We start from the raw sequence: 14346 nt of genomic DNA, 5'->3' as shown, positions 1-14346 counted from the left end.
CGCCAGAATCGGCTTCGACCCCGACCTCGACCGCGAGCTCTACACCGTCACCGACAACGGCATCGTCGTCGTCGGCAGCCAAGGCGCCCGCCGGCCCGCCGACCGTGACGCGGCGCTGACGCGGTGAGGAAATTCCCGGAGCGGAATCCGCTCGCAAATCCTAAAAACTGCGAAGATCACCCGTTTCCGGCCCTCGGCCGGGGTATGGCTGAACGCGCAGTCATCTGAATCATCTTATTCGGGGGAGAAAGATGTTCACTAGCAGCAAACCCAACAGGATGGGGCAGGTGGAGGTTCTCTTCACGCTCCCCGCCGAGGTCGGCCCGGTCTCCGTCGTCGGCGACTTCAACGGCTGGGACCCGCTCGCACACCCGATGCGGCTGGGCGACGACGGTCACTACAGGGTGGCGGTGGCAGTACCGCAGGGCGAGGCGTTCGCCTTCCGCTACCTGGGCGAGGGTGGCCGCTGGTTCGACGACGAGGGCGCCGAGGAGTACGACCACCGTGGCGCGATCTTCCGCGTCCCCGCGCCCAAGCGCCGCGCCACCGCGACCGCCACCACCGCCAAGCCCAAGCCGCGCGCCGCCGCGGCCAGGGCCGCACGCTGACCTTCACGCGGGCCCGCCGGTCGGATCCGGTCACGACCGACCGGCGGGAACCCACACCGGCCGACCGCGAGAAACCGAAGAGCCACGCGGGGGCGAAGGCCCGGACGCGGGGTGCGAACAGCCACGTGTGAGAGGCCGAAGAACCGGACGGCGAGGGCCACGCGGAAGCGAGGGGCCGCACAAGGGGTGTGAAGGCGCGCGTGGGAGCGAAGAGCGCGCGCGTGGGAGCGGCGAGCGCGCGCGTGGGGTTGAAGGGGCGCGCGTGGGAGCGAAGAGCCGCGCGTGAGGGCCGGAGGCCCACGCGGTGAGGACCGAAGGGCCGCGGGGGGCGAAGGCCCGCGCGAGAGCGAGGGGCCGGCCCGGGAGTCGGGATTGGCGCGATCCGGGGAAAGGGCTGGACGCGGACCGAGCGGGCACCGCAGATTAAGAGGCATGTCGATCAGAGCAGGCGGCCTCGCGGCCGCCGCCGCGGCCTGTGTCCTGGCCACCCCCGTCGCCGTGTGGTGGCTGGTCGGGGACCTGAGCGCGGACGTGCCGCCGGGCACCGGACTGGACTACGCGATGCGCCCACCGGCCATCGGCCCGGGGGCGGAGCGGGTGATCGGACTGGGCGCGGTGGCCGTGGTGGTGCTCACGCTCGCCCTCCTGATCTGGGCCGCGCGCGGACGCCGCTTCGACGGCCGCTGGTGGGCGGCGCTCGTACCCGCGCTGGTGGCGGGGGCGATCGCCGGGGCGGGGGCGCGCGTCGTCACCGCGGGCACCATCGGCGCCAACATCGGGGCCGGGCTGACCATGGTCGGCGGCGGCGTGGTCGTCGGCCTGCTCCTGCTGTGGTCGGCCGGATGGTCGGCGCGGCTGCTGCTGGCCCGCTGACAGGCGAATTCGACTGACCGTAAACGGCGACTCTCCGCAAACCCTGCCGGAAAAATTGGACAAGATCTGCTTTTAGTTTTCCCCGCCTTCGCTTCATTGTTAGGTCGTCGGGCGAACCTTGCCACCGCATTCCCCCCGCACCCCCCGTGCAGTGAAAGCAGGTTCTCATGGTGAGACGGTCCCTCTTACTCTCGTTATCCGCCCTCCTGTCCGTGGCCGCCTTCTTCGGATTCGCACTGCCGGCCCACGCGGTGACGCCGGAACAGAAACTCGCCGCGCTCTCCACCTTCTCCCAGCCGACCGCGGGCAGCGCCTCCGCCTGGCGCGCCGCCTGGCAGAACCAGGCCGCATGGGCCGACTACAACTTCGACTGGTCCACCGACCTGTGCTCCAGCAGCCCTGACCAGCCGCTCGGCTTCGACTTCAGGATGTCGTGCCGCCGCCACGACTTCGGCTACCGCAACTACAAGGCGATGAACGCCTTCCCGGCCAACAAGCCGCGCATCGACGACGCCTTCTACTTCGACATGAAGCAGGTGTGCAACGGCTACTCCGGGCTCTCCCGCTCCACCTGCAACGGCCTGGCCTGGACGTACTACCAGGCGGTCAAGGAGTTCGGCGACCTGCGCGTCACCGACCAGCAGATCCAGCAGGTCAAGCAGCAGGCCGAGCTGAACCACCAGAACGCCGCGGCCTGAGCCCCACCGGAGGCGGGGATGCCGGAGCGGCGTCCCCGTCACCGTGCCGAGGTGGTCTCGCGGACCCAGGGCAGCGCCAGCCGTTCCACGACCAGCAGCCCGAAGTACAGGACGATGCTCATCGCCGCCACCAGGATGATCGCCGCCCAGGCGGTGGCGACGTCGGCGATCCCGCTGTACTGGACGATCTGGTAGCCCAGCCCGCCCTCGCCCGCCTGGAACTCGCCGATCACCGCCCCGATCGCCGCCAGCGGCATGGCCACCTTGAGCCCGACGAAGATCTGGGGCAGCGCGGCCGGCAGGCGTACCTTGCGGAAGGTCTGCCAGCGCGAGGCGTCCAGTGAGCGGGCCAGCTCGGCGAGGTCGGCGGGGGTGGTGGTCAGGCCGGTGGCGGTGGAGAGCACGATCGGGAAGAAGCAGAGCAGGAACACCATCGCCAGGATCGGCCGCTGACCCCAGCCCAGCGAGACCACGAGCAGTGGCCCGAGCGCGATCTTCGGCACCGCGTTGACCGCGACCAGCAGCGGCGAGAACATGCGCTCCACCACCCGCGAGGCGGCCAGCGCCAGCCCGATCAGCACCCCGGCGGCCACCGAGATCGCATACCCGGCGACCGTCTCGACCGAGGTGGCCAGCAGCCCGCCGAGCAGTTCGCCCGGCCGGGCGGCGAAGGCGGCCAGCACGTCGCCCGGCGGCGGCAGCACCGCGGGATGGACCAGCGGGACCGCCGCCGTCACCAGCCACCACGCGGCGAGCGCGACCAGCAGCCCGAGCGCCGGCCAGGTCGCGGCGCGCACGGTGGTCAGGACCCCTTCACCAGGTTCGCGTCGACGACCTGCTCGGGGGTCAGCCCGGCGGGGATCGCCCCGGCGTCGCGCAGCGTGGCGATGCAGCGGGCCAGCCTGGCGGTGTCGATCGCGCCGACGTTCCCCGCGGCGGGTCGTACGAACGCGGCCATCAGCCTGATCTCGGCGGCGGCCGGGGCCGCGGCGGCGGAGGGCACGTTCTTGTTCAGGATCTGGGCGGCCTCGTCGGGGTGGTCGATGGTGTAAACGAGCGCCTTGGTCAGCGCCTGGCTGAAGCGGCGGACCGTGTCCGGGCCCTCCTTCGCGATCTTGGTGGAGGTGACGAGCACGTTGCCGTAGAGGTCGCTGATCACGTCGCTGTAGGGCAGGACCACCGCCTTACGGCCCTTGGCCGCCGACTCCACGGTCGGCCGGCCCACCACGAACTGGCCGATGCCCGCCACCGTCCCGCTGGCCAGCAGGCCGATGAGGTTGGCCGGAGCGCCGTTGACCCAGGTGACCTTCGCGGCGTCGATCCCGGCGAGCTTGGCGTAGGTGGGGAACAGGTTGCGCACCGCCGAGCCCGGCGTGTCGGCCAGCGTCTTGCCCTCCAGGTCGCGGGGCGTGGCGATCCCGTTGCCCTCCAGGGCGACGATCGCGGCCATCGTGCGCTGCTGGATGGCGGCGACGGCGACGGTGCCGCGCGCGCCGCCCTTGCCCCGGGCCAGCAGCAGGCCCGTCATGTCGACCGGGGCGAACATCGCGGTGCCCGCCTCGATCTTCGCGATGCTGTCGCCCGTGCCGCCGCCGGGCTTGATGTCCACTTCGAGGCCGGCCTCGCGGAAATAGCCTTTGTCCTTGGCGACCCACGCGTACGCGTCCCTGCCGAAGTTTCCGAAGGACGTTAAGTAGGTCACCATTGTGGACCCACCGGAATCACCGCATGCGGTCAAGGAAAGCGCCAGGACAAGAACGGCGAGAACTCTCATCTGGATCACCGCCTTTTGACCTAGGAAACACGAGAGTAACGTCGAGGACAACACCGAGTCCGGGAGACCGTTCGATGATCCGACTGGCCGGCGTCAGCCGTACCTTCACCGGACGGTCGGGCACCGTCGAGGCGCTGCGCGAGATCGACCTGGAGGTGGCAGAAGGGGAGTTCGTCGCGGTGATCGGCCGCTCGGGCTGCGGGAAGTCGACGCTGCTCAGGATCATCGCCGGGCTGCTGCCGGCCACGCGAGGCGAGGTCACGGTGGGTGGGGAGCGCGTCACCAAGGCCAGGCGCGACATCGCGATGCTCTTCCAGCGGCCCGCGCTGCTGCCCTGGCGCACGGTGCTCGACAACGTGCTGCTGCCCGTGGAGATCTACGGCCGGCGGCCCGCCGAGCACCGCGAGCACGCGCGGAAACTCCTCGACATGACCGGCCTGACCGGTTCTGAAAAACGCCTGCCGCACGAACTGTCCGGCGGCATGCGGCAACGGGTGGCGTTGTGCAGGGCGCTCATCGGAAATCCGCGCGTGATGCTGATGGACGAGCCTTTCTCCGCGCTCGACGCGCTCACCCGGGAGGAATTGTCGGTCGAACTCCAGCGCCTCCACATGGAGAACTCCGCCACGGTCGTCTTCGTCACCCATTCGATCGACGAGGCGGTCCTGCTGGCCGACCGGGTCGCCGTGCTCACGCCGCGCCCCGGCAGGATCCGCGAGGTGGTCAAGGTCGGCATCCCCCGGCCGCGCTCGCTGGGCCGTAACGCCCACCTGGCCGACGTCGCCCGGTGCAGCGCCGACCTGCACGAACTGCTGGTACGCCGATGAGCACGCGGATCGGCCTGTTCGCCGAGCCGCACCGCGGCGCGACCTACGACGACCAGTCGCGCATGGTCAGGGCGGCCGAGCGGTGCGGGTTCGAGAGCTGGTTACGCGCCGACCACTACCAGACCACCGACGTCGGCGTCCGCGGCGAGCCCGGCCCCACGGACGCGTGGGTGACGCTGGCGGGCCTGGCGAGGGAGACCTCGCGGATCAGGATCGGCACCCTGGTCTCGTGCGTGACGTTCCGCCCCGCGAGGGCGCTGGCGATGCTCGCCGCCCAGGTGGACCGGATGAGCGGGGGCCGCGTCGACCTGGGGATCGGCGCCGGATGGTACGAGCGCGAGCACCGCGCGTACGGCATCCCCTTCCCGCCCAGAGCGGCCCGCTTCGACATGCTGGAGGAGCAGTTGGCCACGATCACCCGGATCTGGCCCTCGGCCACGCGTCCGCCGATCATCGTGGGCGGGCGCGGCGCGCGGCGCACCCCCGAACTGGCCGCCCGCTACGCCGACGAGTTCAACATGCCGTTCGCGAGCGTGCCGCAGACCGCGCGCGCCTTCCGGCGGGTGGAGGAGGCGCGCGGCGGGCGGCCCCCGCTGGTGCTGTCGGCCGGGATCGTGGCGGCGGTCGGGCGGGACGCCGCGCAGATCAGCCGCCGGGCGGCGCCGCTGCACGCGCCGAGCGCGCTGCCGCCCGAGGACCCGGTGATCGGCCCGCCCGGCCTGCTCGTGGAGCGGATCGGCGAGCTGGCCGCCGCCGGCGCCACCCGCGTGTACGTCCGGCTGAGCGACCCGGCCGACCTCGGCCACCTGGAGCTGATCGCGGCCGAGGTCCTTCCCCAGGTGAGCTAGCTGTCACAACCGGCCCCGCCGTCCCGTCCTTGGGATGTTCACCTAGGAAAGGGCGGGGTTCGATGAAGGTTCTCCTGGCGGGCGCGACCGGTGCGATCGGGCTGCCGCTGCTGTCGGCGCTGGCCGCGTCGGGGCACGAGGTGATCGCGCTGGTCCGCGATCCCGCCAAGCTGCACCTGGTCACGGAGCGCGGCGCGGTCGCGGTGCGGGCCGACGTGCTCGACCGGGAGGGGCTGCTGCGCGCGGTCGACGGCCTGGCCGCCGACGCGGTCATGCACCAGGCCACCGCGCTGCGCGACGCCCCGCGCCGGCTGACCCCCGCCGACCGCACCCTCGCGCTGCGGGTCAGCGGGACCGAGCACCTGCTCGCCGCCGCGCGGGCGGTCGGCGCGCGCCGCTTCGTCACCCAGTCGCTGATCACCGGGTACGGCTACCGCGACCACGGCGGAAGGATCCTGACCGAGGCCGACCCCTTCGGCGTGCGCGTGGGCAGCGTGGCCGACCTGGTCACCGACGCGAGCGCGGCGACGGAGGAGCAGGTGTTCTCCGCCGCCGGGATCGAGGGCATCGCCCTGCGCTACGGCATGTTCTACGGCAGGAACGCCTTCAGCGACATGTTCGCCGCCCTGATGAGGAAGCGGGCGCCGATCCTGCCGCGCGGCACGACCGGCACGACCTCGTTCGTCCACGTGGACGACGCGGCGGCGGCCGCCGTCGCCGCCATGGAGAGGGGGCGGGGCGGCGAGGCGTACAACATCGTGGACGACGAGCCGGTGAGCTGGCGGGAGTTCCTGTTCGAGGTGGCCAGGGCGCACGGGACGCCGCGTCCGGTGGTGGCGCCGCAGTGGGTGGTCCGGCTGGCGGTGCCGTACCTGGGACATCTGCTGATCGACACGACGCTGCGGGTCTCCCACGCCAAGGCCACGGACGAGCTCGGGTGGTCGCCGAGCCACCGCACGCTCAAGGACGGGCTCGCTACGGCTTGCGGGCCACGGCCCCGTGGGCGTCGATGAACGGGCCGTCGGCGTCGCGCCACTGCGAGATGGGGGCCAGGCCGGGCTCGACCATCTCCAGCCCCTCGAAGCAACTGGCCATCTCCTCGAGCGAGCGCAGGTAGTAGGGGACCGCGCCGGTCTCGGCCAGCTTGTCGCTGCCCTCCGCGACGGCGTCGCCGGTGGCCGTGCCGTCCCAGAGCACGAGGTAGCTGCCCGAGGGGACGCTGTCCATGACGCGGTCCACGATCGAGCGCATGAGCGCGAAGTCCTCGACGTAGCCCAGCACGCCCATGAACATCACCGCGATGGGCTTGGTGAAGTCGAGGACGTTGTGGGCGTCGGAGACGATCAGCTCGGGCTCGTGGTAGTCGCCGTCCACGTACGCGGTGACGCCCTCGGGCGTGGTGTTGCGCAGCAGGGCGCGGGCGTGGACGAGCACCAGCGGGTCGTTGTCGACGTAGACGATGCGCGAGGCCGGGTTGACCGACTGGGCGACCTCGTGGGTGTTCTGCATGGTCGGCAGGCCGGTGCCGATGTCGAGGAACTGGGAGATCCCGGCCTCGGCGGCCAGGTGGGTGACGGCGCGCACCAGGAAGCCGCGCGACTGCACGGCCATCTTCACGATGTCGGGGTAGACCTGGGCCACCGCGTCGCCGGCGGCGCGGTCGGCCTCGAAGTTGTCCTTGCCGCCCATCCAGTAGTTCCAGATGCGGGCGGCGTGCGGAACCTCGGGCTGGATCTTCGCGGCGAGGTCGGAACGCTCGTGGGTCATGGCAGTGCTTCCTGTGAGGGGTCGCGTGGGAAGATCGTACGGCGGCGCCGTTCAGCGGTACACGGCGACCGCCGCCTCCCCGATCATTGTCTCGACCAGGCCGACGAGTTCCTTCACCTGCGGCGAGTGCTCGTCGACGAGGGTCCGCAGGGTCGTGGTGAGCTGGGCGGGCGACTGGCCGATGTAGAGCTCGGTGTGCACCTGGAGGGCCAGGACGAGGCCGCAGAGCGCGGCACCGCGGGCGTCCATCTCCCGCCAGCCGCTCACGGCGGAGCGCACGTCGGTCGAGGCGCGCACGATCGAGGCCATGTCCGCTCGGTAGCGACGGTACGGCAGCATGCCCAGCCGCCGCCCGGTCACCTCGACGAGCAGGCCGATGCGGACGAGCTGGCGCCTGGCCCGGTCGTAGCTGTCGGCCGCGACCGTCTTGGCCCAGGTCACGGCGTCCAGGTTGGTCTGGCTGCGCAGGAACGCCGCCGCGTACGCGTCGACGACCGGGTCGCCGGTGGGCGTGCGGTCGGTGACCGCCACGGCCCTGCCGCCGACGAGCCGGACGCGCCCGTACAGGGCCAGGTCGATCAGCACCGCCCCGGCCAGCCCGAGGGAGATGGAGGAGCGGTGGATGAGCGGCTTGCCGTTCTCCTGGTGGCACACGACGAACAGGTCCTGGTAGAGCGGGGGCGGCACGTCCGCGCTCACACCGGCTCCTTCACCAGCGGGGTGGGCCGCAGGGAGGGAGGCCGGCCGAGCAGGTAGAGCGCGCCGAGTACGACAGCGCCCACGCCGAGCCAGATCAGTCCGACGACCTGGGCCATCACGTTGGCGTGGATCACCACGAAGACGAGCACGCCGAGCCCGATCAGCGGCGCGAGCAGGTGCGACCACGCGTTGCCGGAGCGGCCGCGGATCGTGTAGTGCACGATCACCGACAGGTGCAGGACGATGAAGGCGACCAGCGCGCCCATGTTGATGAGGCTGCTGAGGAGGTCGACGCCGTCGGGGCGGGTGGCCATCCACAGTCCGAGGCCGACCGAGAGCGCCGAGACGAGGAGGATGGCGTTGGCGGGCACGGCGTTCCTGACCGAGATCCTGGCCAGGAACGAGGGGAGCTGGCGGTCGCGGGCCATGGCATACAGCAGGCGGGAGACCGCGACCTGGGCGACCAGCGTGTTGGCGATGCCCCAGGAGACGGCGGTGGCGGTCGAGGTGACCTGCCTGAGCCACTCGCCGCCGGCCACGGCGGCGGCGTCGTAGAAGGCGGTGCCACTGGCGCTGGTCAGCAGACCCTGCGGATCGGGTACGAGCAGCGCCGCCACCCAGACCTGCGCGATGAACAGCACACCGGCCAGCAGGAGCGCGATCCGCATCGCCTTGCCCACCTGCGCGGAGCCGCCGGTGGACTCCTCGACGAGCATGCTGATCCCGTCGAAGCCGAGGAACGACAGCACCGCCACCGACACCGCGGCGAACACGATCGGCCAGGAGAAGGTGTCCGGGTTGAACAGCGGCGCCAGGCTGAACCCGCGCCCGTACCCCTGCGTCAGCGCCCACACCCCGGCCGTCATGAACAGGGCGAGCACGGCCAGCTCGGCGACGATCATCACCTTGGTGAGCGAGATCGTCATGCGGATGCCGCGCAGGTTGATCACGGTGTTGAGCGCGACGAAGAAGACGAGCCAGGCCCAGACCGGGATACCGGGCAGGCTGGCGTTCATGGCGATCGAGGCGACCAGGTAGAGCAGGCTCGGCACCAGCAGGTAGTCGAGGAGGATCGCCCAGCCGGTCATGAACCCGACGGGCGGGGCGATGCCGCGGCCCGCGTAGTTGTAGACCGATCCGGACAGCGGGAACGCCCGTACCATCTGGGCGTAGGAGGCGGCGGTGAACATCAGCGCCACCACGCCCACCAGGTACGCCATGACCGGCATGCCGCCCGAGCGCGAGTAGACGAGGCCGAAGATGGCGAAGGGCGCGATGGGCACCATCATCACCAGCCCGTAGAAGACCAGGTCGGCGAGCCCTACCCCGCGGCGTAACTCCTGCTGGTAACCGAAACGGTCGATGCCGGCCTGGGGCTCCACAACAGCCTCCTCGCTGCTGGTCTTACGTAGTTGTGTGATCCTTCCGTAGCTCTGGGTCGCATCGCAAGACGTATCGGCCCGCTTCGCCCTCACAGAACCTCGACAACCTGGGTCATCCGGACACCTGTGCGGTACGCCGAAGCCGGGCGTCAAGCTTCGGCCACCGCGACAAAGCCCGCCGCCCGCCCGGAGTGACACGCTGCGACAGGGCCAACGGAAGGAGAACGTTCAGTGCGGGTTTACATCTCCATCGACATGGAGGGCATCTCCGGCATCGCGACCATGGACCAGATCGTCCGCGGCGGGCACGGGTATCCGCGCTCGCAGCGGCTGATGACCGCCGAGGCCAACGCCGCGATCGAGGGCGCGTTCGAGGCGGGCGCCGACAGCGTCCTGATCAACGACAGCCACGGCACCATGGACAACCTGCTGCACGAGGAGCTCGACCCCCGCGCCCGGCTGATCTTCGGCAGCCCGAAGCTGGACTGCATGGCCGAGGGCGTCTCGGCCGAGCACGACGTGGCCATGTTCCTCGGCTACCACGCCGCCGCCGGCTCGCCGGGCGTGCTCTCCCACACCTTCTCCTCGCACTTCTACGAGGTGCGGCTCAACGGCAGCCCGGTCTCGGAGGCCGAGGTCAACGCGTTGCAGGCGGCCGCGGTCGGCGTCCCGATCGGGTTGCTCACCGGTGACGACGTCATCTGCGGGGTCGCGGAGAAGGTCTTCCCCGGCGTGCGCACGGTCGCGGTCAAGGTGGCGCACGGGCACACCGCGGCCGACAGCCTGTCCCCGTCGGAGGCCAGGCGGCAGATCAGGGAGGCGGCGGCGGCGACCGTGCGCGGGGCCGGGGAACTGGCGCCGCTGCGGCTGCCCGAGACGCTGGAGCTGGAGATCGACATGCCGAGCACGCCCGCGGCGGAGCTGGGCGCGCTGATCCCGGGCGTGCGCAGGATCGCCGACAAGACGCTGGCCGGCACCTTCGCCACGCCCGCCGAGGTGCTCGGCTGCGTGACCGTCTGCTACCACCTCGCCGCCGACGCCATGATCAGCCGGATGGCGTTGTTCGGCCGTCGAGGGTAGGCACGACCATCGGCGTGCCGGTCACCGGGTCGGGCACGACGACGGCGGGCAGGTCGAAGACCTCCTTGATCAGCGCGGCGTCCACGACGTCGGCCGCCGCGCCCTCGGCGACGACCCGCCCGTCCTTCATCGCGATCAGATGGTCGGCGAACCGGCACGCCTGGTTGATGTCGTGCAGCACGGCGACGACCGTGCGCCCCTGCTCGCGCAGCCGCGCGAGCAGCGCCAGCAGCCGGTACTGGTGCGCGAGGTCCAGGAACGAGGTCGGCTCGTCGAGCAGCAGGTACGGCGTGCGCTGCGCGAGCACCATCGCCACCCACACCCGCTGCCGCTGCCCGCCGGACAGCTCGTTCACCGGCCGGTCGGCCAGTCCTTCCACGCCGGCGGTCGCCATGGCCTCGCCGACCGCCTCCTCGTCCTCGGCCGACCACAGCGACAGCAGCGGCTGGTGCGGGAAGCGCCCGCGCCCGACGAGCTGCCTGACCCTGACGTCCTCGGGCGCCAGCGGGTCCTGGGGCAGGAACCCGAGCGAGCGCGCCAGCGCCTTGGCCGGGTAGGAGCCGACGTCGCGCCGGTCGAGCAGCACGCTGCCGCCGGCCGGGCGCAGCAGCCGCACGAGCGCGCGCAGCAGCGTCGACTTCCCGCACGCGTTGGCGCCCACGATCGCGGTGAACGCGCCGTCGGGCACGTCCAGGCTCAGCCGGGTCGAGACCACCCGGTCGCCGTAGCGCAGCTCCAGGTCCTGGGCGCGCAGCCGTACCTCGCTCACGTACGCCTCACCTCCTTGGCCAGCAGCCAGATCAGATAACAGCCGCCGATCGCGGTCGTGACGACGCCGACCGGCAGGGATTCCGGGGCCAGCAGCATCTGCGCGGCCAGGTCGGCGGCCTGCAGCAGCACGGCGCCGGTGAGCGCGGCCGGCAGGAGCGGAACCCCGGCCGCTCCCGCCAGCCGGCGCCCGATCTGGGGGGCCGCCAGCGCGATGAACGCGATCGGCCCCGCCACCGAGGTGACGGTCGCGGTGCAGCCGACGCCGACCAGCACCATGAGCAGCCGCAGCCGGCGCAGCTCGACGCCGGTGGCGCCCGCGACCGCCTCGCCCAGCGCCGCCTGGTGCATGGCGTGCGACCAGGCCGCCATCACGACCAGCAGCAGCGCGATGATCGTGAAGGGGAGCGGCAGGTCGGCCCAGTCGACGCCGTTGAGCGAGCCCGCGTTCCAGCCCACGGCCGCGATCGCCACCTCCAGCTCGGCGCGCAGCACGATCCAGGAGTTCAGGGCGGTCACGATCGCGCTGACCGCGATCCCGATCACGACCAGGCGCAGCCCGGACAGCCCGCCGCCCGAGGACAGCAGGTAGATCACCGCGGCCACGGCCAGCCCGCCGGCCACCGAGCTGGTGGCCAGCACGACCGATCCGCCGGAGAAGACGGTGAGCGCGACCAGCGCGCCGGTGTACGCGCCCGCGTCGAGGCCGATCACGTCGGGGCTGCCCATGGGGTTGCGGGTGAGGTTCTGGAAGATCGCCCCCGCCACGCCGAGCGCGAGGCCGAAGACCATCCCGGCCAGCACCCTGGGCAGCCGCCAGTCCCTGATCACCACCACGGACTCGCCCCGCCCCGCCAGCGCCGCCAGCGCCTCGCCCGGCGTCGCCCACGAGGCGCCGTGGCACAGGCCGAGCAGCCCGGCCCCGAGCATCGCCGCGACCAGCGCCGCCGTCAGCACCAGCGTGCGGCGCTCGACCCTGACCCACCGGCCCGCGGCCCGCAGCACGACGACGCTCACAGCGTCCCCGCCCCGTAGCGCCGCACGGCCCAGATGAGCACCGGGCCGCCGAGGAAGGCGGTGACGATCGCCACCGGCACCTCGCCCGTCGGCAGCAGCACCCGCGAGCCCATGTCGGAGACGAGCAGCAGGATCGGGCCGAGCACCGCCGCGTACGCGGTGAGCCACGGGACCGAGCCCCGGGCCAGCGGGCGCACCACGTGCGGCACGATCAGGCCGACGAACAGGATCGGCCCCGCCGCCGCGGTGGCCGCTCCCGCCAGCGCGGTGATGCACAGGAGGGCGGCCAGCCGTACCCGGGTGACGCTCGCGCCGAGCGTGCGCGCGACCGTCTCGCCGAGCGCGACCGCGGCGAGCGGACGGCTGAGCAGCAGCGCGCCGGCCACGGCCAGGACGATCAGCACCAGCGCGAGCGCGAACGGGTCCTTCTCCCGACCGGCCAGCGAGCCGATCGACCAGAAGCGGAAGCGGTCGAAGACGTCGGGCAGCATCAGCCGCAGCCCCAGCGACAGCCCGGCCAGCACCGCGCTCAGCGCGACGCCGGTCAGCACGAGGCGCAGCGGCGAGGCGCGGCCCACCGAGTACACCAGCAGCGCGGCCAGCGCCGCGCCCCCGCCGGCCAGCAGCAGTTCGGCGACGGGCGCGGCGGCCAGGCCGAGCGCGGCGCCCACGGTCATGGCGAAGCCGGCGCCGGCGGTGACGCCGAGCACGCCGGGCTCGGCCAGCGGGTTGCGCGACAGGGTCTGGATGAGCACGCCGGCGACCGCCAGCGCGGCGCCGACGCCGATGCCGAGCACCGCGCGCGGCAGCCGTACGTCGCGCACGATCGAGTGGTCGGGCGAGCCGTCGAAGGACAGCAGCGCGCGCACCACCTCCTGCGGCGCGACGGCGTGGGCGCCGACGCCCACGCTGACGACGGCGACCAGCGCGAGCAGGGCCACCCCGGCGACGAGCACCGCGCCGCGCCCGGTGCGCAGGGCGAGCGTCACTGCGCGGCCAGCGGCGCCAGCGACTTGTCGAGCGCGTCCAGGGTGAGCAGCGCCTGCCCGTAGGTGGCGGCCTCGGTGTAGCGGATCGCGAAGGACTTGCCCGCCTTCACCGCGGGCAGGCCCTTCCACAGCGCGGAGTCGAGCACGTACTGGACGGCCTGCAGCGGCGCGCCGTCCGGGCCGACGGAGTAGGTGATCGCGTCGGCATCGCCGAGCGCCGTGGGCAGCTCCTCGATCGACGGGTACTCGCTCACGTCCTTGCTGCCGCCGCCCTTGACCTTCACCTGGCCGTAGTAGGTGGCGCCGATGTCGTTGGCGATGTTGGTGCCCCACGAGCGGTCGAACTCGCGCTGGAAGGTGCCCTTCCCGACCTCCCCGTACGCGCCGACGTGGGCGAGCTTCAGCCCCGGCAGCACCTTCTCGTACTTCTTCCTCAGCTCGGCCGCCCTGGTCTCGTAGGCGGTCTTGGCGGTGTCGAAGCCTTCCAGCGCGCCCGCGGCGTCGGCCTGGCGCTGGGACAGCTCCCGCCACGCCGAGGGGACCGTCGGCCCGATCGCCACGACCGGGGCGATCGCCTGGAGCCGCTTGAGGTCGATGTCGGCCAGCACCGGCGTCGGCACGCCGATGACGATGAGGTCGGGCTTGGCGTTGGCGATGGCCTCGTAGTTGGTCTCGGCGGCGGTGTCGCCGGCGACCTTGGGCAGCTTGTCGTAGGCGGCGCGGGTCTTGGCGTCCATGAGCGGCACGCCCCGCTTCCACGTCGAGATCCCGGTCAGCGGCGCACCCGCCTCGATCAGCACGGGGACGGCGTAGCCGGTCGCGACCACGCGCCGGGGGTCGGCGGGGATGGTGATGTCGCCGTTGGCGGCCTTGAAGACGCGGGTGGCGCTCCTGCCTTCGGCCGGGGCGTCGCTCCCGGCGTCCGCGGCGCAGCCCGCCGTGGCCAGGGCGAGTGCGAGCATGGCGAAGCCGAGCATGCGGCCAGTGGACATGGGTGGTTCCTTACCGTGGGTGGA

The 14346-nt window shown here is 72.2% G+C and carries 16 protein-coding genes; 7 read left to right on the top strand and 9 right to left on the bottom strand.

Translation table 11 applies throughout. The features are described from left to right. The first annotated feature begins 287 nt into the window (after window positions 1–287). The 3 genes from ACIBEJ_RS50030 to ACIBEJ_RS50020 all read left to right on the top strand — a co-directional run bounded on the left by ACIBEJ_RS50030 (window position 288) and on the right by ACIBEJ_RS50020 (window position 2179). Window positions 288–608: an isoamylase early set domain-containing protein gene (locus ACIBEJ_RS50030; RefSeq protein ID WP_397190111.1), complete on the top strand. Its 321-nt coding sequence runs from the start codon at window positions 288–290 to the stop codon at window positions 606–608. Between the two features lie 432 nt (window positions 609–1040). Then, entirely contained in the window at window positions 1041–1481 is a 441-nt protein-coding gene (locus ACIBEJ_RS50025; RefSeq protein WP_397190110.1) for a hypothetical protein, read from the top strand. Window positions 1482–1648: 167 nt separating this feature from the next. Beyond that, entirely contained in the window at window positions 1649–2179 is a 531-nt protein-coding gene (locus tag ACIBEJ_RS50020) for a phospholipase (protein ID WP_397190109.1), read from the top strand. A gap of 38 nt (window positions 2180–2217) precedes the next feature. Here the strand turns inward: ACIBEJ_RS50020 and ACIBEJ_RS50015 are convergent, their stop codons facing one another. Together ACIBEJ_RS50015 and ACIBEJ_RS50010 are read right to left on the bottom strand one after the other, a co-directional pair. Then, entirely contained in the window at window positions 2218–2976 is a 759-nt protein-coding gene (locus ACIBEJ_RS50015; protein WP_397190108.1) for an ABC transporter permease, read from the bottom strand. A 5-nt stretch (window positions 2977–2981) separates the two neighbouring features. Beyond that, entirely contained in the window at window positions 2982–3884 is a 903-nt protein-coding gene (locus ACIBEJ_RS50010) for an ABC transporter substrate-binding protein (RefSeq protein ID WP_397190107.1), read from the bottom strand. 143 nt (window positions 3885–4027) lie between these two features. Between ACIBEJ_RS50010 and ACIBEJ_RS50005 the strand changes: the two genes are divergently transcribed. The 3 genes from ACIBEJ_RS50005 to ACIBEJ_RS49995 all read left to right on the top strand — a co-directional run bounded on the left by ACIBEJ_RS50005 (window position 4028) and on the right by ACIBEJ_RS49995 (window position 6641). Further along, on the top strand, window positions 4028–4780 hold the full coding sequence (locus tag ACIBEJ_RS50005; protein ID WP_397190106.1) for an ABC transporter ATP-binding protein: 753 nt from the start codon (window positions 4028–4030) through the stop codon (window positions 4778–4780). Beyond that, on the top strand, window positions 4777–5628 hold the full coding sequence (locus ACIBEJ_RS50000) for an LLM class flavin-dependent oxidoreductase (RefSeq protein ID WP_397190105.1): 852 nt from the start codon (window positions 4777–4779) through the stop codon (window positions 5626–5628). Before ACIBEJ_RS50005 ends, ACIBEJ_RS50000 begins: the two co-directional genes overlap by 4 nt. A gap of 62 nt (window positions 5629–5690) precedes the next feature. Continuing rightward, window positions 5691–6641 (top strand): NAD-dependent epimerase/dehydratase family protein, encoded by a 951-nt coding sequence (locus ACIBEJ_RS49995; protein WP_397190104.1) that lies wholly within the window; start codon window positions 5691–5693, stop codon window positions 6639–6641. Here the strand turns inward: ACIBEJ_RS49995 and ACIBEJ_RS49990 are convergent. Genes ACIBEJ_RS49990 through ACIBEJ_RS49980 form a run of 3 tightly spaced genes read right to left on the bottom strand, consistent with a single transcriptional unit; the run spans window position 6604 to window position 9476 of the window. Beyond that, a complete protein-coding gene (locus ACIBEJ_RS49990; protein WP_397190103.1) occupies window positions 6604–7395 on the bottom strand; it encodes an SAM-dependent methyltransferase in 792 nt (263 codons plus the stop codon). The two genes, ACIBEJ_RS49995 and ACIBEJ_RS49990, sit on opposite strands and share 38 nt — an antisense overlap. Window positions 7396–7446: 51 nt before the next feature. Next, window positions 7447–8094: a GPP34 family phosphoprotein gene (locus ACIBEJ_RS49985; protein WP_397190102.1), complete on the bottom strand. Its 648-nt coding sequence runs from the start codon at window positions 8092–8094 to the stop codon at window positions 7447–7449. Then, window positions 8091–9476 carry an APC family permease gene (locus tag ACIBEJ_RS49980; protein ID WP_397190101.1) on the bottom strand — a complete coding sequence of 462 codons (1386 nt, stop codon included), beginning with the start codon at window positions 9474–9476 and terminating at the stop codon, window positions 8091–8093. Before ACIBEJ_RS49980 ends, ACIBEJ_RS49985 begins: the two co-directional genes overlap by 4 nt. A 231-nt stretch (window positions 9477–9707) precedes the next feature. Between ACIBEJ_RS49980 and ACIBEJ_RS49975 the strand changes: the two genes are divergently transcribed. Next, window positions 9708–10556 (top strand): M55 family metallopeptidase, encoded by an 849-nt coding sequence (locus tag ACIBEJ_RS49975; RefSeq protein ID WP_397190100.1) that lies wholly within the window; start codon window positions 9708–9710, stop codon window positions 10554–10556. On the opposite strand, the gene ACIBEJ_RS49970 is transcribed toward ACIBEJ_RS49975, so the two are convergent. From ACIBEJ_RS49970 to ACIBEJ_RS49955, 4 genes are read right to left on the bottom strand one after another with little or no spacing between them, the layout of a single operon-like run. Further along, entirely contained in the window at window positions 10522–11325 is an 804-nt protein-coding gene (locus ACIBEJ_RS49970) for an ABC transporter ATP-binding protein (RefSeq protein WP_397190099.1), read from the bottom strand. The genes ACIBEJ_RS49975 and ACIBEJ_RS49970 overlap by 35 nt on opposite strands. Beyond that, window positions 11322–12341, bottom strand: coding sequence for a FecCD family ABC transporter permease (locus tag ACIBEJ_RS49965; RefSeq protein WP_397190098.1), 1020 nt, complete (start codon window positions 12339–12341; stop codon window positions 11322–11324). The genes ACIBEJ_RS49970 and ACIBEJ_RS49965 overlap by 4 nt, the downstream gene beginning before the upstream one ends. Then, complete coding sequence (locus ACIBEJ_RS49960) at window positions 12338–13330, bottom strand: FecCD family ABC transporter permease (protein ID WP_397190097.1); 993 nt, start codon at window positions 13328–13330, stop codon at window positions 12338–12340. Before ACIBEJ_RS49960 ends, ACIBEJ_RS49965 begins: the two co-directional genes overlap by 4 nt. Beyond that, complete coding sequence (locus ACIBEJ_RS49955; protein WP_397190096.1) at window positions 13327–14322, bottom strand: ABC transporter substrate-binding protein; 996 nt, start codon at window positions 14320–14322, stop codon at window positions 13327–13329. The genes ACIBEJ_RS49960 and ACIBEJ_RS49955 overlap by 4 nt, the downstream gene beginning before the upstream one ends. Window positions 14323–14346: the final 24 nt, after the last annotated feature.

The sequence above is a fragment of the Nonomuraea sp. NPDC050790 genome, from assembly GCF_044456745.1.
Classification (GTDB): Bacteria; Actinomycetota; Actinomycetes; order Streptosporangiales; family Streptosporangiaceae; genus Nonomuraea.
Note: the sequence above shows the minus strand (reverse complement) of the source record. Positions and strands in the feature narration are given on the sequence as shown.

Coding starts and splice junctions, on each gene's coding strand:
- ACIBEJ_RS49990 (WP_397190103.1), bottom strand. CDS start 7,395: ATGACCCACGAGCGTTCCGACCTCGCCGCGAAGATCCAGCCCGAGGTT.
- ACIBEJ_RS50020 (WP_397190109.1), top strand. CDS start 1,649: ATGGTGAGACGGTCCCTCTTACTCTCGTTATCCGCCCTCCTGTCCGTG.
- ACIBEJ_RS49995 (WP_397190104.1), top strand. CDS start 5,691: ATGAAGGTTCTCCTGGCGGGCGCGACCGGTGCGATCGGGCTGCCGCTG.
- ACIBEJ_RS50000 (WP_397190105.1), top strand. CDS start 4,777: ATGAGCACGCGGATCGGCCTGTTCGCCGAGCCGCACCGCGGCGCGACC.
- ACIBEJ_RS50025 (WP_397190110.1), top strand. CDS start 1,041: ATGTCGATCAGAGCAGGCGGCCTCGCGGCCGCCGCCGCGGCCTGTGTC.
- ACIBEJ_RS50005 (WP_397190106.1), top strand. CDS start 4,028: ATGATCCGACTGGCCGGCGTCAGCCGTACCTTCACCGGACGGTCGGGC.
- ACIBEJ_RS50010 (WP_397190107.1), bottom strand. CDS start 3,884: ATGGTGACCTACTTAACGTCCTTCGGAAACTTCGGCAGGGACGCGTAC.
- ACIBEJ_RS49955 (WP_397190096.1), bottom strand. CDS start 14,322: ATGTCCACTGGCCGCATGCTCGGCTTCGCCATGCTCGCACTCGCCCTG.